The sequence below is a fragment of the Marinomonas sp. 5E14-1 genome (genome assembly GCF_039939215.1).
Lineage (GTDB): Bacteria > Pseudomonadota > Gammaproteobacteria > Pseudomonadales > Marinomonadaceae > Marinomonas.
On record NZ_JBDXMW010000008.1, the window covers coordinates 94,300 to 112,711 of the forward strand.

Sequence of the window (18,412 nt, forward strand, 5' to 3'; positions counted from 1 at the left end):
GTTGACCTTAAAGTAATTTAGTTACTATTTTCTGAGAAGCCTGTCCCCCCCCATATAGCTGCTTGGTATCTATAACTTTTCGCCCGACATTCCGCGTAACTGTATCAATAATTTTATCGGTATCAGCTCCGACCAGTTCATTTACACCTTCTTCTATTAGCTCTTCCCATTCCGTCTGATCACGCATAGTGACGCAAGCTTTACCAAAGAAAAAGGCTTCTTTCTGAACGCCACCGCTATCAGTAAGCACTAAGTCACAATGATCTAACAACCATACCATTTCAAAATACCCAACAGGATCAATAAGATGGACGTTGAGCTCCAATCCTTGCTGCGCAATGAGTTTACGGGTACGAGGATGAAATGGTAGCACAACAGGCATAACACGTTCGTGAACTTCATTTAGAGCACAAACAATATTAGCAAGGCGTTCTGGATTATCAGTGTTTTCTGCTCGGTGTAAGGTTGTTAACACAAATTTCTCAGGTAATGTACCATGAGGAGCAACAGCACTTTTACCAAACAACATAGCCGAATCTTGCATTACATCTCCGACTTGTAAGACTTTTGTTGGCTTGTTATCAAACCCTTCGTTTTTTAAGTTTTGCATCGCCGTATCTGTTGGGCAAAATAAAATATCACTTATCTGATCTGTGAGTATACGGTTTATTTCTTCTGGCATTTGCATATTGAAACTACGCAAACCTGCCTCGACATGAGCGACAGGTATATGCAGTTTCGCTGCAGCCAATGCGCCAGCTAAAGTGGAGTTAGTATCACCATAAACCAACACTCGATCAGGTTTATGTGTTAATAAGGCCTGCTCAATTTCAATCAGCATCCGCCAGTCATATCCCCATGACTACCGCCATGAATATCAAGCTGTATGTCAGGGCGTGGGATATTGAGTTGGTTGAAAAAAATGTCAGACATATTCGAATCAAAATGTTGGCCTGTATGAAGCAGAATTTCTTCTATGCCTTCAGTTTGTTGAATGGCGCGAGAAACCACACAGGCTTTAATAAACTGCGGGCGCGCCCCGATAATAGTTAATATTTTTTGCATAATTGACTCTTTTTAAAATTGTGCTAAATGTAATATCTATACTTCTTTCTGGATTAAGCTATCTAATAGAGCTGTTTTTATACGCTCACTTGCTACCCCATCACCATAAGGATTATGGGCACAACTCATTTTCTCGTAAACTCCATTATCATCTAATAACAGCTGCACTTCTTTGGCTATTACATTGTCGTCTGTGCCTACTAGTTTTACTGTTCCTGCTTGTACTGCTTCAGGACGCTCAGTGGTATTACGCATTACCAATACAGGCGTCCCTAAACCAGGTGCTTCCTCTTGGACGCCACCACTATCGGTTAGCACTAGGTAAGCGTATTGCATTAAATAAACAAAAGACTCATACCCTAAAGGCTTAATCAAATGCACATTATTTAAATTACTCAACAAGCGATTAACAGGTTCTTGAACATTGGGATTTAAGTGAACAGGGTATATAAAATGAGTAGTGGGATTAGCGATAGCTAATAATTTCAAAGCCAAACAAATACTATCAAAGCCTTCACCAAAATTCTCTCGACGATGCCCAGTAATTAAAATATAACGGTTATTTAGAGCATCAACATTTAAACCAGCAATAGTTAACATCTTTAAAATTTCATTTTGAAGTCCAGACGACTGCTCAATCTTTTTAACAACCCACTGCAAGGCGTCAATAACAGTATTACCTGTCACTGTTATTGTTTTAGGATCAATTTGGTCAGCTAATAAGGCTTTTTTATTACGCTCTGTAGGTGCGAAATGAAGAGTAGCTAAACGCCCAGTCAAAACCCGGTTCGCTTCTTCAGGCCAAGGAGAAGTTAAGTCACCAGTTCGCAACCCAGCTTCTACATGCCCCACTGGAATTTTCTGATAAAAGGCAGCTAACGTAGCAGCAAAAGTCGTCGCTGTATCACCATGTACCAACACCATATCTGGCTTAAACGTTAGCAAAACATCACGTAAGCATAATAACACTCCAGAAGTAATATCATATAAATCTTGGTCTGAACGCATTAGGTTTAAATCATAATCAGGAGTTATCTCAAATAGATCTAACACTTGATCTAACATTTCTCTGTGTTGAGCCGTTACGCATACTTGACTATCAAAATTAGAGTCGGCAGCTAGACACTTGATTAAAGGCGCCATTTTTATGGCTTCTGGTCGCGTGCCAAAAACAGATAGAATTTTCATATATATTCCTAATTTTGTTTTTTTGAGCTAACTGAGATTGACATAAATGCTAGTTCTTTTTTTGCTAGAACTTCAGGAGAGAACTTATCAATTACATTAAAATTCGTAAGTGGTGATAAGCTTAACTGGTCCAATTTCATTTGACTAAAATCATCATTGCCAATAAAAATACAGTTAGGGAAACCTTCAAGCATTTCTCTACATACAGGTAAGTCAGAAACAATTATGGGTACTCCATAACTGGCCATCTCACACATCATGACCCCCTGTGCATCTAAACGTGTCGGCATTACTGCTGCAGAATAATGATTTAGCAACTCAGGTATATCCTTCTGTTCGATAAAAGTATCAAAAACAGTAACATTATCAGGTTTTGCAATATGCTTAAAAAGCTCACCCTTGCCAAAAATATGAAAAGTGAAGCTAGGGTTGTAACTAGCTAACTCAACCACCTTATCGACTGCGTATTTACGCCCATCTAATGGCCTAATGGTAATAAAATCCGCTTTTTTATAAGATGGATCACATATATATCTATTATTATAAAAAGCATGATTAATGGAGTTATTTATTATTTTTGATGATATCTCAGTTCTATTTTTTATTTTTAAATTTTTAAATCCTTCTTCTAACATCCACTCACTCACGAAAATACAACTTACTTTATTTCGTCTTAAAAGCTCTCTAATTAAAAGTAGTTTAAACTGATCATATTTTTTTCGTAATACCCTACTTATCCAAGAAGTATTATTTTGCCAAGAATAAGGAGATGGGTAATAGTCCTCGGTAAGCAAAATTTCATGTCCATGAAAGAACAAAATTATGCTCTTAATTCGCTTATAGTTTTTAGTTAAAAATTTATAGTGATTACGGATATTAGGAGCGTGAGACAAAATAACATCATATTCATCAAAATTAATTTCTCGTCTTTTGGTGAAGACTGTAACACCTTCAAAAACATAATCTTCTTTTGATGAGAAAGAAATCACATCAACTTCAATATTTTTTTTAAGATATTCAATATTACGACTATGAACGAAGCTCATGTTGTATATTTTTTGAGGGTTAGGATAACCTTCAGAAAGAACAAGTATCTTTTTTAGCATATCAAATCCTACACCGCCTGTTTTTCTCTTGCTTGCCAAGAGTTATTTTTGATATTACATTTATTTATTTCGCTACCACTCACTAACCTCAACTCAAGCTCTATTTAATCAGAGCTTGCTTTCGTTCGCATTTTTGAAAAAAATTGCATACGCCTCAATTAAGGTACCTACTCCATATTTGGGAGCCATAGTTTTTATAGTGCCAATTACTAATTTATTTTTCACAGTCGGCTCTGGAGTTAAGCCTTTGTAAGCATTCAAATCTACTCCAAAAGGCGTAATAGCTATATCTGTTATTTCTGAAGTCAAAACACGCGTCTCGTCCCCAAACTGATAATACCCAAGGATAATAATCAACAAAGCGTGCAGTCGTAGCATAATGTGCATTAACAATATCTGGTTGAAGTTTTTTTAATAGTCGGCGTACTGCTGGAGCCATTAAGAAATATCCTATGACACCACAAAAAGGAAAATCATGCACAGTAACTTCAGGTAAAAATGGATCACACGCTCTATGTTGAGTAACAACGTGGACATCATGCCCCACACTACTTAAACCATTAGCCTAACGAACTGTGTGAATAGATGACGCACCAGATAAAAGAACAACTTTCATACAACACCCTCATAAAAAAGTCATCTAAAACAGAACTAATCAAGGCTTCTACGTATTTCAGGCACCTTCATAGCATTATTAAAAGATACATCCAGACAAGAGTCAAAATAATCCTGAATTCAAGTTCGAAGTGCGACACTTTTTACTTGAATTCAGGACCATAAAACCCGAAAGCACATTTACGCTTTATCTCATCACTGGATAACTCCTAGAGTTTTTGAAGAATTACAGTGCTTATCGCACTTGAAAGCAATCATAACTTTTCAGTTATATTGACAACTATTACATATGCCAACAATCCAGTGCTAGTTATATACGACAATAATTTCTGATAAAATATCTTAACACCTTCATATTTCACATTAAATTTTAAAAAGTCAAAATCAATCACCAGAGCATGTGTTTTTTTTTAAAAGATTAAAAATCAAAACTATACTTCTCTTAAAAGCAAACAACCCAATAATAAAAAGTATAAAGGCAATACTGATGGCAGAAAAATCACCTCTTAAAAAAAATGCGTTTAAAATAGAAAAGAGTAACAATACTGAAATTAGCACATATGACCTAAGTCGAGGTATGGGCCTCCATGCCTTACATGCAAGTTCAGTTCTGAGAACATAAAAACACCAAAATGACAACCCGGTTGAAACAGCAGCACCTTCAGCCCCATATTTTGGTACTAAAAAATAGTTACCAATCATATTAATGATCACAGCACCTAGTGAAGCAAGCATCGAAAAAACACTCCTTCTAGAGATAGAAATACCAATAGAAGTTGTTTCCGAAAGAGTGTAAAAAAGCGGACCCAGCAAGCAAACTGTAACGAAATATTGAACTGAATTATATTCGATAGGTAATAAATAAGGCAACACCCATGAGAACAAACCAGATAAAACAACAATAAAATATATTACAGCTAAAAGGTGTTCAGATACTTCATTAATTCTTTTTAGATCTACACCTTCTTTTACCCATTTAAATACCAGAGGCGCCCATATTACATTGAAAACACTAGAAACAATAGAAGCCACCCCTGCAACACTTGCAGCAACAGAATAAACACCAAGTTCGGAAAAAGTAGAAAAACTCCGAAGAAAAAGCTTGTCCATTACATTTAATCCCCAACTAGCCAAACCACCTACAACAAGGGGAAATCCATACTGCAATAAACTTGTTAATTCCACCTTGCTGATAGGAATAGTTACTGACTCAATCAACTCAGCTCGTGTATTCCATATAAATACCAGAAACACAATAGAAATAGAAATCGCATTAGCAGTAATAAGATTGTAAAAATCTTTAATTAACCCAAAACAAATACTTAACAGTATAAATAGAACAAAAAAAAGCTTAGGTAACAATTGACTCATCGAATAGGCAAGCGCACGCTCTTCCATTCGCAATATTAAAGATAAAAATCTTGAACAAAAAGCTAAAATAATACAAATGGAACTAATGATTGTTAAATAATAATTTTCTTCATCATACAACCAGTAAGAAATAAACATCTCATCGATAAAATAAAGAACTATAATTACAGTGCTTAAAGATAAAAAGCCTGGCAAAAAAACTGTTTTAAATAATTTTGGTTTGGATTTAGCTTCATGGTATTCACGAACATAAGCCTGATCCAACCCTAGGCAAAATAACAGTACGCTAAAGCTTACAACGACTTGTAACATACTAATTTTACCCACGTCTTCAATAGTGTAGAACCAAGTAATTATAGGCAGAGAAATAAGACTAATTAATGCGATCCCGATTGGCCCAATCGAAAATAATAATATTTTTTTGAGTGTCATATTTTACCTTTAAAATTCACTTAAAAATATTTAGATAAAAATTATAAATATCTTAAATCTCATTCAAGAACCTAAAACTCTCTCATACATTTCGATCAGTTTTAGTTTTGGATGTGAACATTCGATACAATCATAATCTAATCCATAATTCATTCCCCCTATCTCGGAAATTATATTTATCACTTCATTATTACCATTAACAAAATTCCTTTTATCTATCTTTTTCAATGACTGATAAGCATCAATATCAGCTAATATAGCCCTCCCTATTTGCATCGGCTCTACACCCCATCCTAAATCACCTGATAACGGCATAGGTACATGATCTAGGCTGAATTTGCGTTAATTGAGGGTTATATATTGCTTTAACTCCTCTGAGCTAAAATATACTCCTCATTAATTTTCATTTCCGAGCCAAATTCATCAGTAAAAAACAGCTTCAGATCATTCTTATTTTCATCAAATAATCCAGACACTACAGCCTATCAGTATTGCTCGCAAGCCTTCTCCTCTTTTTGAGCAAAAAAACCAAATTGCTCTATCAACTTATCAATAACACGGACAGACGAAGGGGAAATAAGCAAAGATCGACGGTAGGCGAATTCGTTGTAGAGTCTAAAGATATAGTTTTTAATACTTCTCGACGCATTAACCACCTTCATAACATCAGATCCCCATAAGGTAGCAACAACAAGATACTTTTTACTAACAGTTAAAGTTAACAGAATATAATAATTAGGGGCATGGGTATGTATTAAATCAGGTGAATTTTTATTAATAACCTCATTCAATTTAGACGAATATATATTCGTTACAGAAATTATCTTGAATATCGAAAGGCGCACAAATCACATCAACATTTCTATAAATGAATCGATCTTTCAATTTTGTAACCAAAGGATTCTTCGAGGACTTAAGTAAAAGAACTTTCATCTAATAATATATCCATGCATCGGCAAACTAAAAACCCTTTTCGCCAGTCTTTCTGCAACCGGAAAACCACCTTGTTCATAACCTAGATATCTAAAAACCGTTTGCTGATGCATGCAAGTTCCATAATAAATCATGGTTGGAATACCTTGTTTTTTATACTTTGCCATAATCTCATCACGTTTTTCTGACACTAAAGTATATTGTGCCCAAGAGCTCACATAGCCAACAGGCACTTTAGGTGTATTAAGTTTGTCGCCTAATTCAGCTTCATACTGTTGCGCTATTTTGTTTCGCTTAATAAGCTCTTGTGGAAATTCTGCTAGTTTTTCTAATAAAATAGCAGCTTGAATGGTATCTAAACGAGAGTTCATCCCAATACGAACATTATCATATTTGTCATTACCTTTACCGTGCACTCTTAACGATTTTAAGAGCTCAGCGTATTCATCATTGTTAGTGAAAACGGCTCCGCCGTCGCCATAACAACCTAGTGGTTTTGCAGGAAAGAAGCTGGTTGTGGCGATATCGCCAAAGCTACCAGCAATTCTTTTATTACCTTGCTGATCGGTAATAGAACCACCAAAACCCTGTGCAGCATCTTCAATAAGTTTTAAATTATATTTTTCCGCTATACGCTCTAGCTCAGGATAGTTAGCTGGCAAGCCGAATAGATCTACGGCAACGATTGCTTTTAGGTTTAATTTCCCTTCTGCAATTGTCGCTTTTATGCGCTTTTCTAGATCAATAGGGCAAATATTAAATGTTATTTCGTCTGAATCTACAAAGACTGGCGTCGCTTTTTGAAATGCTATGGTTTCTGCTGTCGCAAAAAAGGTAAAGGTTGGACAAAAAACAGCATCACCTTCTTTAATATCTAAAACCATCATGGCGAGAGTTAATGCATCGGTGCCATTTGCACAAGCAATAGCATGCTTAACGCCTACGTATTCCGCAAGTTCCTCTTCTAACTCTTGTACTTCCGGCCCCATGATATATTGACCATGATCAAGTACATTTTGAATGCGCTTATCTATACGTGTTTTTAAGTGCTGGTACTGAGCAGCCAAATCGATAAATTGCATATTAATTAACCTTTTTTACTAGATTATTAGCAAGTACGTACCTTTCTTGAGTATGTTGACAAACCGCTTCGCCCTCTCCTGTGAAAGGCAAATCTAGCTTCTCGCCGTATTCGCTCATCCAACCAATTTGCTTACCAGGTACACCAACAACCATTGCGTAGGCAGGTACATCTTTATTGACAACGGCACCAGCACCTACAAAGGCATGCTCACCAATGGTCACGCCGCAAACAATGGTACAATTAGCACCTAATGTTGCGCCTCTTTTTACCAAGGTATCGCGGTATTCGTCTTTACGTTCGATCAATGAGCGCGGGTTATATACATTGGTAAACACCATACTTGGCCCGCAAAATACACCTTCTTCTAGATTGACATTGTCATAGATAGATACGTTATTTTGTATCTTGCATTTATCACCAATCTTAACTTTATTACCAATAAACACATTTTGACCAAGCGATACACCCTTACCAATTTTTGCACCGCCGCACACATGTACAAAATGCCATACACGAGAATCATCACCTATTTGAGCACCATCATCTACGATCGCACTTTCATGTTGATAAAAAGCCATGCTATTTTTCAACCTTTGCTTGCTTAATGACTTTAGCCAAAAGAGGGTGTGGGTTAGTTGGGTTTTCAACCAACGGGGATTTTCGCATCACATCTACTGTTTCAATCGCTGCGCGGTTATCTTCAACGCCATAACCATTACCCGCTAGAATGCGCTCATAACTTTGGGTATGAAGGTCCGTAAAGCCACCTGAAAATTCCAATTCTTCACCCTCAATATCAATACTACGATAAGTGGACTTCTCACCATGAACAGCATTGTCTGGTAAATAATTGGCATCAATAGACAAGAACCAACGAACATTAGCACGCTCATACTGCAAATAACCGGATGATGTTTTAGCATCTCGATAATGCACTTCGTTGTGTTTGATATCGCCAAATATAAAGTGAAGCATGTCGTAGAAATGCACACCAATATTGGTGGCAACCCCACCAGACTTCTCATCAAAACCTTTCCAAGATTTTAAGTACCACTTGCCACGCGAAGTTAAATACGTCAAATCAACATCAAAGACTTTATCCGCTGGTGCTGCTTGCACTTTTTCGCGCAAGGCAATAATAGAAGGGTGCAAACGAAGCTGTAAAATCGAGTTTACTTTTGCCCCATGTTCTTTTTCGTAACGGTTTAATGTATCTAAGTCCGAGGTATTGAGCACCAATGGCTTTTCACAAATCACATCTATGCCATTTTGTAGAGCAAACTTCATGTGTGGCAGATGCAAATAGTTAGGCGATGCGACAGCAATGTAATCTAATTTTTCACCATTAAGCTTCAGATCTTCAACAAAAGCGGAAAAAGCTTCAAACTCAGTAAAAAATTCAGCATTTGGAAAATGGCTATCCATAATACCAACAGAGTCATTCACATCCATCGCTACAACCAAATCATGACCAGTCTCTTTGATCGCTTTTAAATGTCGAGGAGCTATGTAACCAGCAGCACCAATAAGTGCAAATCGTTTCATTTTCGTTTCACCAGAATTGTTAGATGTTATAAGCGTAAGTCAGACTGACCGTAAGGTAAGACATATTTCACATCATAAAGCACATGATTCTCTTTACCTAGTTTGCGAATTTTCGCCTCACCCCAATCCTTATAATCAGAGTGATCTACTGCCAAAATAATCGCATCGTAAGTACCGTCTTTTAGCTCATTAATTAAGTCAATGTTGTATTCATACCTCACTTCCTGAGGATCTGCCCAATGATCATAAACATCAACATTCATATTGAAGCTTTGTAGTTCTTTAATCATATCGACGATTTTGGTGTTTCGCACATCTGGACAGTCGCCTTTAAAAGTGAATCCGAGCACTAAGACTTTCGCTTCATCAATATGAATTTTGCGTTTAGAAACCGCTTTAACAAGTTGAGTGGCTGTGTATTGCCCCATACCATCATTTATACGGCGACCAGCTAAAATAACTTCAGGCTGATAGCCAACATCTTTGGCTTTATAGGTCAAATAATATGGATCTACACTAATGCAGTGACCACCGACTAGACCCGGCTTAAACGGCAAGAAATTCCATTTGGTTCCTGCAGCATCCAATACTTCTTGAGTATCAATACCAAGAATATTAAAGATCTTCGCAAACTCATTAATAATCGCGATATTCAAATCACGCTGGGTGTTTTCTATCACTTTAGCCGCTTCTGCCACTTTGATCGAGCTTGCAGAATGCGTACCTGCAACAATAATGCTGCGATACAAATCATCAACGATTTTTGCAATTTCAGGCGTAGAACCTGAAGTGATTTTTTTAATTTTAGTTAAGGTATTAACTTTGTCGCCTGGGTTAATACGCTCGGGGCTATAGCCTGCAAAAAAATCTACATTGAACTTAAGACCAGACTCTTTCTCTATGATAGGAATACAAACGTCTTCTGTCGCACCAGGATATACTGTGGATTCATAAATCACGATATCATTTGGCTTGATAACTTTTGCCAACATGGACGACGCCTTACGGAGAGGCGTTAAATCTGGTGCATTGCTTTCATCAATTGGAGTAGGGACGGTTACGATATAAACATTACTGTCTTTTATATCTTCTATACTTGAGGAAAATTTCAACAAAGAAGCTTCTATTAACTCTTCAGGTGAGACTTCTAAAGTCGAATCTTTACCTGAAAGTAACTCGTTCACGCGCGCTTGGTTGATATCAAACCCAACTACAGATTGTTTTTTACCAAATTCAACGGCTAAAGGAAGCCCTACATAACCCAACCCGATTACTGTAATTTTCTTCATTGTCCATCCAATTGTTAAACTAAATTTCGATATATCATCGGATTGCACCTCGTGCCTCATATTATCCGGCCTACTACATAGCGACTACAACTTCACCTCTTCTCGAAGTTGCTCTATTTCTTTTTCAAGTTCATCGTACTCTTTTCGTTTTCGCTTAAGAAAACGTTGTGTGAGTAATAGCCTATCTTGGATACCTTGCGGGGTGAGTAGATACAAATACTTCACTTTATTAGTGTTGTTTTTAAAGTTTTCGGTTTTAATTAAGCCTTTTTCAATTAATGCTTTTAAGCAAAAGTTAGCCTTTCCTAAGCTAATACCTAAGCGTCTTGCCAATTCTCGCTGGCTTATATCTGGATTCTTCTGCACCTCTTTGAGAATTTTGTAACGATCTTCCTCTGTTAGCACCGACACTCACCTTTAAATTAGCTTAACGAATCAATTGAAAGACACTGTCACTCTATCGCGTTCAATGAATGAACAATATTAGGTTAAGGGTTTTAGAAATGCAAAAATGTATTGGAGATGCCCCGTAAATTTTTTTATCTAAAGATGGAAAAAATAACTGAGAAGTAAAAGCTCTCTCCTGCGTTTTTTTGCGGAAAAAGCTAAAGGAGAAAGTTAACTTAGAATACTTTTAATATAGGCTTCGATTTCTGGACTCTGGCTATTTTCAAAGAAACATTGCTGAAAACGCTCGCCAGATATCGCCGTTCGAACCAGTTCTTGGTCGATGGATTTTAAAGTATCTAAGTAGTTTTCTTTGATAACAGCCGCTTTCACATCATTAAGGATGCTCGCATTGCGAACTTGTGGTTCTTTACGTTCTTGGGGGTAACCTTCTCCACGAGAACCGCTGAAGGCTTTCTCAAAAATATAACGTACGTTGAGCTCGGCGCCCCAGCCATAGCCTTTTGCAAAGGCTAGAGCTAAAGCGTTGCCGTTATTAATTTGGTTAAACAAGAAAGCATCCGAAGGTTCAAGACAGTAACCGCACACAACGCCAGGATGAACATTTAGCGACATCATTGCGCCTTGCCCTGTTCCACAGCCTGCCACGACAAAATCTACTGCTTTAGAGTTCAGTAATATACTTGCCATGATGCCCAAGTGAATATAGGTAAGGTGGTGATCTTTACTGTCACTCATTCCCACATTATGAACATCGTAATTAAGAGGGAGCGCTACTGTATTCAGTTGCTCTAACACCACGGCATTTTTATCTGCCTGGCTGTTTTCCATCATGAGTGCAATTTTCATAACTATCTCCGAGTTTTTATGTTTATTAGAGAGATGGTAAAAATAGTTTCCTAAGTCATCTTAAGATCTTTGCACTTTAAAAAGTCTTAATAACCTTTTGTTTCTAAAAAATCTTTACGCATTGGAGTGAAGTTATCAATCAATATACCTTTTTCAATGCACTTACAGCCATGCATGATATTTGGTACTTTGTAGATGGTGTCACCCTCTTGCACAAGTCGAGTGTCATCACCAACGGTAAACTCGAATTTACCAGACTTAACGTAAGTTAATTGCTCATGAGGATGGTTGTGCATTGGCGCAACAGTGCCAGTTTCGAAGTGAACTTCTACAGTCATAATGTTCTCAGAATACTGCATCACTTTACGTGATAAACCGCCACCCAAATCTTCAAGTTCTACGTCTTTATTAAATGAAAACATAATTATTTACCCTGCAAATTTAATGTTAATACTATAATACTATAACAGGCCTCCAAAATAGCATTCAAGATTTAATAGGGCCTGTAGGGTTATATTGACTATTTCTCGAGTACTTTTTCAAAACCAAATAAAGTACTGATAATCATTATCAAAAATACGATGCTATTGAGCCGTTTTTTTATTTAAACAGGACGATTAAATGAAACCTTTACTCTTTTTCCTCTCCCTACTTTTTAGTATGGGATCGCACTCTCAAAACTTAACCATGGCCACTGTGAAGCCGCTAGAGTTCTCCCAACAGGAGCTTATTTCCTTACCACTAAGTGAACTGAAATCCATTGAGAAGTCACTTCTAAAGCAATACTCAGTAATGACAAAATACATTGAACTCACAAATGATAAAATGATAAAGAAACCCTACATCAAGATTCCTTACAATAAGACAAGTTACATAGACAACATTTTAAGTGCGCAAAAATGGATTAATACCAATGCAGATACAGTAAATAGCACTATTAAGATAGCTGCATTCAAATCTCAGCCTGTAAAAATTTTTATCTCTAAAGCAACACTCAAAGATGATGTATACGAATGTGAGGCTTTACCTATTCTAATTAACATGCACCTTGGTGAAATCCATCACTACGCTCTGTCCTGTGATACTGGCAATAGAGCCAAACCACAGCTAGAAACCATGCTAATTCTAGGTTATTCATTGAACTATAAACTCAAAAACTTGAGTACAAAGGTCATGGATATTGATCCATTATCGATTGATGCAGAAATTATCCAGGTGGATTTAGACAATACAAATAAAATTGATTTGAACGCGACTATTAGCCTTAGAAGTTAATGACCGTAAAGTAAGCCTCTTTTGCTGCATTAATAACAAAAGAGGCTTATTACTTTATTTTTTATAAATAAAACAATACCTTATATTATTCCACCGTTACGGACTTAGCCAAGTTACGCGGTTGGTCTACGTCTGTACCTTTCACGACAGCGACATGATAAGACAGTAGCTGCAGCGGAATAGTATGGACAATTGGCTCCAAAATACTGTCAACTTTTGGCACTTCGGTGAAGATAATGTTGTCTTCACTATGAAGGTCTGTGCCTTTATCTGCGAATACGTATAACTCACCGCCGCGTGCTGCGACCTCTTGTAGATTAGATTTAAGCTTGTCTAACATATCGTTATGAGGAACAAGGGCGATAATTGGCATATTTTCATCAACCAAGGCTAAAGGCCCATGCTTTAGCTCTCCTGCTGGATAAGCTTCGGCATGAATATAAGAAATTTCTTTTAACTTCAAAGAGCCTTCCAGAGCAATTGGAAACATGGTGCCGCGCCCTAAAAACAAGGCGTTATGTTTGTTAGCAAAACGGTCTGCAACTTTTTTGATATGCGCATCTTCTGCTAAAGCTGCGTTCACATAAGCAGGAAGCGAGCGCATCGCTTGAACTAATTCTTTTTCTTTCTCTGAGGACAAACCATTTTCAACTGCAATCGCGACGCTGGTAATCAACAAAGCCGTTAGTTGTGTGGTGAAAGCTTTTGTCGATGCAACGCCAATTTCTGGGCCAGCGTTAGTCAATAAAGTGAGCACTGACTCACGTACAAGCGTACTAGATGGAACGTTGCATATGGCTAGTGTAGTCAAATAATCAAGCTCTTTCGCCATGCGCAGGGCTGCTAGAGTATCAGCCGTTTCGCCTGATTGAGACAAAGTCAAAAACAGGGTTTTCTTTGGTACAGCTACTTTACGGTAGCGATATTCGCTGGCCACTTCGACGCTGCACGGCAACCCGGCAAGGCCCTCGATCCAATATTTCGCCACCATTCCAGCGTGATAACTGGTACCACAGGCAACAATGTGAACGTTTTCTATGTCTTTTAAGAAAACAGAGTCTGCACCAAAGCAACTGGTTAATACTTTACTTTCACTGATACGACCTTCCAAACAAGCATTGATAACCTTTGGCTGCTCGTAGATTTCTTTCATCATGTAGTGACGAAACTCACCTTTATCTGTGGCATCTACACTGTGATTAAATACGCTAACAGGACGATTTTGCACTTCGCCTTTGTCGTCATAAATAGTAACTTGATCACGAGTGACATCAACCACATCACCTTCTTCTAGAAAGATAAATTGGTCTGTCACATGCAATAACGCCAATTGATCCGACGCAACAAAATTCTCTTCAATACCAACACCAACCACGAGCGGGCTACCTTTTCGTGCTGCAATAAAACGTTCATTGTCATCATTTTGCACCACACCAATAGCAAATGCGCCTTCCAACTTTTCCAGGCTGGCTTGAACTGCTTTCAATAAATTTGGCTCTGTTTTGAGTGCATCATGAATAAGGTGAACGATAACTTCTGTGTCCGTTTCAGACTTGAATTCATAACCTTTGGCTTTAAGCTCACGGCGTAATGGTTCATGGTTTTCAATGATACCGTTGTGTACTAAGGCAAGATCATCACCCGAAAAGTGAGGGTGAGCATTGGCCTCTGTTGGCTTACCATGAGTCGCCCAACGGGTATGGGCAATACCTATTTTCCCATCTAAAGGTTGTGCTGAAAATTTATCTTTTAAAGCCTGCACCTTACCAACCGCTCGGTGTGAAGAAACACCATTCTCGTTGTTAATCGCCACACCTGATGAGTCGTAGCCACGATATTCAAGGCGACTAAGGCCTTCAACTAAAATTTTTGACACATTACGGCGTGCTATAGCACCCACTATTCCGCACATGAGAGAATCCTTCTTTGAGCTCACAAACAGGGGTCAGATCCCTTAAAAAAATAGAGCTTTCGTTTGATTTGATAGTATTCAATTAAGGGACCTGACCCCTTCTATTATTCGAGTCTTATTTTTTAACTGGTCGAGGCCAATTATCTTTGTTTATTTGGCGCGCTCTGGCGAAGGCTAGCTGCCTCTCGTTAACGGCTTTTGTAATAGTTGATCCTGCAGCAATGGTAGCACCTTCAGCAACTTGCACTGGCGCGACTAATGATGTGTTCGAGCCGATAAAAACGTTATCGGCCACTTGAGTCAGATGTTTATTCACCCCGTCGTAGTTACAAGTGATAGTGCCTGCACCTACGTTTACATTAGCGCCCATTTCTGTGTCACCGATATAACTCAAGTGATTCACTTTACTGCCTTCACCGATAAGCGCTTTTTTGGTTTCGACAAAGTTTCCTATTTTAGCTTTTTTCTCTAATTCGGTGCCAGGACGCAGGCGAGCGAATGGGCCAATATCACAAGCTTCGCCCACTTGGCTGTCGTCGATTAAAGTGTTGCTTTTGATAATGGTATTGTCGCCAATGGAACAATCTTTTAAGTGGCAATTTGGCCCAATTTCTACGCCACTACCCAAAACAACTTTTCCCTCAAAAACACAATTCACATCTATGATGACGTCTTGCCCTGTGGTTAATTTGCCACGAACATCAATGCGAGATGGGTCCAATAAAGTCGCGCCATTTTGCATTAAGGCGATTGCTTGCTGATTCTGTAATTCACGTTCTAATGCCGCCAATTGCACTCGGTCGTTTACACCTGCCACTTCGGCTTCGTTTTCTGGGTTAACCGTGACGATCTCGACGCCATCTCGCGCCGCCATAGCAATAATGTCAGTTAGGTAATATTCGCCTTGAGCATTATCGTTAGTTAAGCTCGCCAACCAAGTTTGCAAGTGGTTATTTGGAGCAAGCAAAATACCAGTATTAACTTCTTTGATGGCTAATTCGCTTTCTGAAGCGTCTTTTTGTTCGACGATAGCGGTTACCCTGCAAGTCTCATCACGCACGATACGGCCATAACCAGTTGGATTATCCAAAGAAATGGTAAGCAAAACCAATGTATTTGGTGTCGATAAAGCCGACATTTTTTCGAGAGTGCTAGCACGAATCAAAGGCACATCACCATAAAGCGTTAAAGTTGCTCCGTCTGCCTGTAAAAAAGGTGCAACACGACGTAATGCGTCACCTGTTCCTTGAGGGTCATTTTGCCAAACCACATTGGCTGAAAATCCCTGACAATTGGCTTCGACTTGCTCACCTTGATGACCGACAACAAGGTGTAATCTTGCATTACTGAGTGTGCTGGCTGTGGCTAATACGCGGTTTACCATAGGTACACCGCCAACTTTGTGAAGTACTTTTGAGAAGCTTGATTTCATTCGGCTACCCTTTCCGGCAGCGAGGATTACTATGTCCTGAGTCATGAAACGTCCTTGTGTTGGCGTTTAAAAATAAGAAGAAAACTAGAATGGCATCTATTAGATCGCTTTCATCAAAACACCACAAGTCAACTTGTCACAAAAAAAATGACAATTTTTTATAAAACTCCGTAAGCTGATGATTTTTGGCAACTCTAAAGAAAGAAAGTAAAAAAAATTGTCAGAAAGAATTTTCTAAATTCCACCACTAATGCTTGGCTTAGGGCAAACATTACATTCAGCCTGCAACAGATCAACCAGCAATCTCGTAGCAGGCCCTGTGCGCTCACCTTTTCCAAAAATGGCGTAGAGATAAAAGTTGCGATCACCACCAGAAACAAGATCCAGCTTTTTTAATTTACCGCTATTAAGTTCATCGAAAATGTCAGCCTTAGGCAACCAAGCAAAGCCGATTCCACTGACGACAATTTCCAGAGCCGATTGCACGCTAGACACAGTCCAACGTCGTTCAGTGCCAAGCCAACCTGCATCCACTGAACTATCTAAGGCGGAATCTCTAATGACAAGTTGCAGCTCACGGCTTAAACGCCCGTTATTAATTGGACCTTCTTCTTGAAATAAAGAGTGATCTGGGGACGCCACCGCCATCATTTCCACTTCTACAATAGGATCAGCAAGATAACCTTTGGGAACAATAGAACTGAGCACCAAGTCAGGGTTACCAAGAGTGAGGGCTTCCGTCCCACCGCTTAATACCACCTCTCGTAACTGCACTTGGGTACCTTGGCTTTGTGGCTCAAAGGCTTTTAATGCACGCAGTAATACAGGCGTCGGAAAAACTTGATCAACGACTAACTCTAACTCTGGCTCCCAACCTTGCCCTAACGTATGAGCTAGCTGTTCTAATTCCACAGCTTCTTTTAGCAAATGACGGGAGCGGCGCAGCAATACTTCGCCTCTTTCCGTTAACTGCGCTTTACGACCCTCAATACTTAATAAAGGATAACCTAACTGCTCTTGTAACTTTGCCACCGTATAACTCACTGAAGATTGACTTTTATGCAACGCCTCTGCCGCTTGAGCAAAGCCGCCCTTATCGACGACAGATTGCAAAACTCGCCATTGCTCCAATGTAACTCTAGGGGCTTTCAATGTAACTCTAGGGGCTTTCAATGTTTGTTTCCTTCTGAAGCGGACATAATATTCTCTTTAAAATATCGTATTTTTCGATAGTTATCTCCTAAAAAATCTGCTTTTTAATCTAATAAACTAATCATAGGATATAAACATCTTAAAACATCGAGCTGACCAAGCTCACATCTGCTACGGAGAATTTTTAATGGCTACTTTATTGCGTATTGATTCCAGTGCTTCTGGGAATAATTCAAAGTCTCGTCAACTAGCAAACGAATTTGTTGAACAATGGAAACAAGACAACCCAGATGGCAAAGTCGTTCTGAAGAACAGAAAGCCATTGTCGCGATAAGTAATGAGTTGATCGACGAGATTGAATCGGCTGATCTTGTAACAATCTCAGCGCCTATGTATAACTTCGGGGTTCCTTCAACCCTGAAATCATATTTTGATTATATTGCTCGTGCAGGCCGTACGTTTAAATACACTGAAACTGGCCCTGTCGGTTTGCTGAATAAAAACGCGTATGTATTTGTTACCAGTGGCAGTTTCCTAGCAGATTCCCCAATGGACCACCAAATCCCTTATCTCAATACGTTTTTAGGTTTTGTTGGCATTGAAGTGAAACACACTTTCATTGCTGGAGGACAGGCAATGGGCGAGGTTGGTGAAGAAGCGTTTAACAAAGCAAAAGTACAAATAGCAGCACAGACTGTCTCGTAACCTTCTTCATTAACGTAAAGTAAGCACAATTCAGCGAGATCTCGCATCTTG

At 38.6% G+C, this 18,412-nt stretch carries 21 protein-coding genes; 3 read left to right on the forward strand and 18 right to left on the reverse strand.

All coding sequences use genetic code 11. The annotated features are described in order from the left end of the window. Window positions 1-7: 7 nt before the first annotated feature. The 15 genes from wecB (ABFY09_RS09155) to ABFY09_RS09225 all read right to left on the reverse strand — a co-directional run bounded on the left by wecB (ABFY09_RS09155) (window position 8) and on the right by ABFY09_RS09225 (window position 12,307). Window positions 8-841, reverse strand: coding sequence for a UDP-N-acetylglucosamine 2-epimerase (non-hydrolyzing) (wecB, locus tag ABFY09_RS09155; RefSeq protein WP_347984005.1), 834 nt, complete (start codon window positions 839-841; stop codon window positions 8-10). Beyond that, on the reverse strand, window positions 835-1,065 hold the full coding sequence (locus tag ABFY09_RS09160) for a UDP-N-acetylglucosamine 2-epimerase (protein WP_347984006.1): 231 nt from the start codon (window positions 1,063-1,065) through the stop codon (window positions 835-837). Before ABFY09_RS09160 ends, wecB (ABFY09_RS09155) begins: the two co-directional genes overlap by 7 nt. A 36-nt stretch (window positions 1,066-1,101) precedes the next feature. Further along, window positions 1,102-2,253 (reverse strand): UDP-N-acetylglucosamine 2-epimerase (non-hydrolyzing), encoded by a 1,152-nt coding sequence (gene wecB / locus ABFY09_RS09165; protein WP_347984007.1) that lies wholly within the window; start codon window positions 2,251-2,253, stop codon window positions 1,102-1,104. Between the two features lie 8 nt (window positions 2,254-2,261). Next, on the reverse strand, window positions 2,262-3,398 hold the full coding sequence (locus tag ABFY09_RS09170; protein ID WP_347984008.1) for a glycosyltransferase family 4 protein: 1,137 nt from the start codon (window positions 3,396-3,398) through the stop codon (window positions 2,262-2,264). A 69-nt stretch (window positions 3,399-3,467) separates the two neighbouring features. Next, window positions 3,468-3,668, reverse strand: a complete 201-nt coding sequence (locus tag ABFY09_RS09175; protein WP_347984009.1) for a hypothetical protein — start codon at window positions 3,666-3,668, stop codon at window positions 3,468-3,470. Between the two features lie 690 nt (window positions 3,669-4,358). Beyond that, window positions 4,359-5,777, reverse strand: coding sequence for an oligosaccharide flippase family protein (locus ABFY09_RS09180; protein WP_347984010.1), 1,419 nt, complete (start codon window positions 5,775-5,777; stop codon window positions 4,359-4,361). 63 nt (window positions 5,778-5,840) lie between these two features. After that, entirely contained in the window at window positions 5,841-6,092 is a 252-nt protein-coding gene (locus tag ABFY09_RS09185; protein ID WP_347984011.1) for a hypothetical protein, read from the reverse strand. Between the two features lie 170 nt (window positions 6,093-6,262). Continuing rightward, window positions 6,263-6,622, reverse strand: a complete 360-nt coding sequence (locus tag ABFY09_RS09190; protein WP_347984012.1) for a glycosyltransferase — start codon at window positions 6,620-6,622, stop codon at window positions 6,263-6,265. Between the two features lie 84 nt (window positions 6,623-6,706). Next, on the reverse strand, window positions 6,707-7,792 hold the full coding sequence (locus tag ABFY09_RS09195; protein ID WP_347984013.1) for a DegT/DnrJ/EryC1/StrS family aminotransferase: 1,086 nt from the start codon (window positions 7,790-7,792) through the stop codon (window positions 6,707-6,709). Window position 7,793: 1 nt separating this feature from the next. Continuing rightward, complete coding sequence (locus tag ABFY09_RS09200) at window positions 7,794-8,372, reverse strand: acyltransferase (protein WP_347984014.1); 579 nt, start codon at window positions 8,370-8,372, stop codon at window positions 7,794-7,796. A 1-nt stretch (window position 8,373) separates the two neighbouring features. Next, window positions 8,374-9,339, reverse strand: a complete 966-nt coding sequence (locus ABFY09_RS09205; protein WP_347984015.1) for a Gfo/Idh/MocA family oxidoreductase — start codon at window positions 9,337-9,339, stop codon at window positions 8,374-8,376. Between the two features lie 26 nt (window positions 9,340-9,365). After that, on the reverse strand, window positions 9,366-10,628 hold the full coding sequence (gene tviB / locus ABFY09_RS09210; RefSeq protein ID WP_347984016.1) for a Vi polysaccharide biosynthesis UDP-N-acetylglucosamine C-6 dehydrogenase TviB: 1,263 nt from the start codon (window positions 10,626-10,628) through the stop codon (window positions 9,366-9,368). An 84-nt stretch (window positions 10,629-10,712) separates the two neighbouring features. Then, window positions 10,713-11,033 carry a MarR family EPS-associated transcriptional regulator gene (locus tag ABFY09_RS09215; protein ID WP_347984017.1) on the reverse strand — a complete coding sequence of 107 codons (321 nt, stop codon included), beginning with the start codon at window positions 11,031-11,033 and terminating at the stop codon, window positions 10,713-10,715. A gap of 213 nt (window positions 11,034-11,246) precedes the next feature. Continuing rightward, window positions 11,247-11,885, reverse strand: a complete 639-nt coding sequence (locus ABFY09_RS09220; protein WP_347984018.1) for an RpiB/LacA/LacB family sugar-phosphate isomerase — start codon at window positions 11,883-11,885, stop codon at window positions 11,247-11,249. An 86-nt stretch (window positions 11,886-11,971) separates the two neighbouring features. After that, complete coding sequence (locus ABFY09_RS09225; RefSeq protein WP_347984019.1) at window positions 11,972-12,307, reverse strand: cupin domain-containing protein; 336 nt, start codon at window positions 12,305-12,307, stop codon at window positions 11,972-11,974. Between the two features lie 199 nt (window positions 12,308-12,506). On the opposite strand from ABFY09_RS09225, the gene ABFY09_RS09230 reads away from it, so the two are divergent. Next, window positions 12,507-13,160 carry a hypothetical protein gene (locus tag ABFY09_RS09230; protein WP_347984020.1) on the forward strand — a complete coding sequence of 218 codons (654 nt, stop codon included), beginning with the start codon at window positions 12,507-12,509 and terminating at the stop codon, window positions 13,158-13,160. An 85-nt stretch (window positions 13,161-13,245) separates the two neighbouring features. Here the strand turns inward: ABFY09_RS09230 and glmS are convergent, their stop codons facing one another. The 3 genes from glmS to ABFY09_RS09245 form a co-directional block, all read right to left on the reverse strand. Beyond that, the gene (glmS, locus tag ABFY09_RS09235; protein ID WP_347984021.1) at window positions 13,246-15,072 is read right to left on the reverse strand and encodes a glutamine--fructose-6-phosphate transaminase (isomerizing); all 1,827 of its coding nucleotides are present in this window, start codon (window positions 15,070-15,072) and stop codon (window positions 13,246-13,248) included. A gap of 115 nt (window positions 15,073-15,187) precedes the next feature. Beyond that, window positions 15,188-16,549, reverse strand: coding sequence for a bifunctional UDP-N-acetylglucosamine diphosphorylase/glucosamine-1-phosphate N-acetyltransferase GlmU (glmU, locus tag ABFY09_RS09240; RefSeq protein ID WP_347984022.1), 1,362 nt, complete (start codon window positions 16,547-16,549; stop codon window positions 15,188-15,190). Window positions 16,550-16,738: 189 nt separating this feature from the next. Continuing rightward, on the reverse strand, window positions 16,739-17,677 hold the full coding sequence (locus ABFY09_RS09245; RefSeq protein ID WP_347984023.1) for a LysR family transcriptional regulator: 939 nt from the start codon (window positions 17,675-17,677) through the stop codon (window positions 16,739-16,741). Between the two features lie 166 nt (window positions 17,678-17,843). Between ABFY09_RS09245 and ABFY09_RS09250 the strand changes: the two genes are divergently transcribed. Both ABFY09_RS09250 and ABFY09_RS09255 read left to right on the forward strand, forming a co-directional pair. Beyond that, the gene (locus ABFY09_RS09250; RefSeq protein ID WP_347984024.1) at window positions 17,844-17,990 is read left to right on the forward strand and encodes a hypothetical protein; all 147 of its coding nucleotides are present in this window, start codon (window positions 17,844-17,846) and stop codon (window positions 17,988-17,990) included. Next, window positions 17,927-18,361: an NAD(P)H-dependent oxidoreductase gene (locus ABFY09_RS09255; RefSeq protein WP_347984025.1), complete on the forward strand. Its 435-nt coding sequence runs from the start codon at window positions 17,927-17,929 to the stop codon at window positions 18,359-18,361. The genes ABFY09_RS09250 and ABFY09_RS09255 overlap by 64 nt, the downstream gene beginning before the upstream one ends. Window positions 18,362-18,412 lie beyond the last annotated feature (51 nt).

Coding starts and splice junctions, on each gene's coding strand:
- ABFY09_RS09180 (WP_347984010.1), bottom strand. CDS start 5,777: ATGACACTCAAAAAAATATTATTATTTTCGATTGGGCCAATCGGGATC.
- wecB (WP_347984007.1), bottom strand. CDS start 2,253: ATGAAAATTCTATCTGTTTTTGGCACGCGACCAGAAGCCATAAAAATG.
- ABFY09_RS09225 (WP_347984019.1), bottom strand. CDS start 12,307: ATGTTTTCATTTAATAAAGACGTAGAACTTGAAGATTTGGGTGGCGGT.
- tviB (WP_347984016.1), bottom strand. CDS start 10,628: ATGAAGAAAATTACAGTAATCGGGTTGGGTTATGTAGGGCTTCCTTTA.
- ABFY09_RS09205 (WP_347984015.1), bottom strand. CDS start 9,339: ATGAAACGATTTGCACTTATTGGTGCTGCTGGTTACATAGCTCCTCGA.
- ABFY09_RS09255 (WP_347984025.1), top strand. CDS start 17,927: ATGGAAACAAGACAACCCAGATGGCAAAGTCGTTCTGAAGAACAGAAA.
- glmU (WP_347984022.1), bottom strand. CDS start 16,549: ATGACTCAGGACATAGTAATCCTCGCTGCCGGAAAGGGTAGCCGAATG.
- ABFY09_RS09220 (WP_347984018.1), bottom strand. CDS start 11,885: ATGAAAATTGCACTCATGATGGAAAACAGCCAGGCAGATAAAAATGCC.
- ABFY09_RS09250 (WP_347984024.1), top strand. CDS start 17,844: ATGGCTACTTTATTGCGTATTGATTCCAGTGCTTCTGGGAATAATTCA.
- wecB (WP_347984005.1), bottom strand. CDS start 841: ATGCTGATTGAAATTGAGCAGGCCTTATTAACACATAAACCTGATCGA.
- ABFY09_RS09195 (WP_347984013.1), bottom strand. CDS start 7,792: ATGCAATTTATCGATTTGGCTGCTCAGTACCAGCACTTAAAAACACGT.
- ABFY09_RS09230 (WP_347984020.1), top strand. CDS start 12,507: ATGAAACCTTTACTCTTTTTCCTCTCCCTACTTTTTAGTATGGGATCG.
- ABFY09_RS09160 (WP_347984006.1), bottom strand. CDS start 1,065: ATGCAAAAAATATTAACTATTATCGGGGCGCGCCCGCAGTTTATTAAA.
- ABFY09_RS09185 (WP_347984011.1), bottom strand. CDS start 6,092: ATGCCGTTATCAGGTGATTTAGGATGGGGTGTAGAGCCGATGCAAATA.
- ABFY09_RS09200 (WP_347984014.1), bottom strand. CDS start 8,372: ATGGCTTTTTATCAACATGAAAGTGCGATCGTAGATGATGGTGCTCAA.
- glmS (WP_347984021.1), bottom strand. CDS start 15,072: ATGTGCGGAATAGTGGGTGCTATAGCACGCCGTAATGTGTCAAAAATT.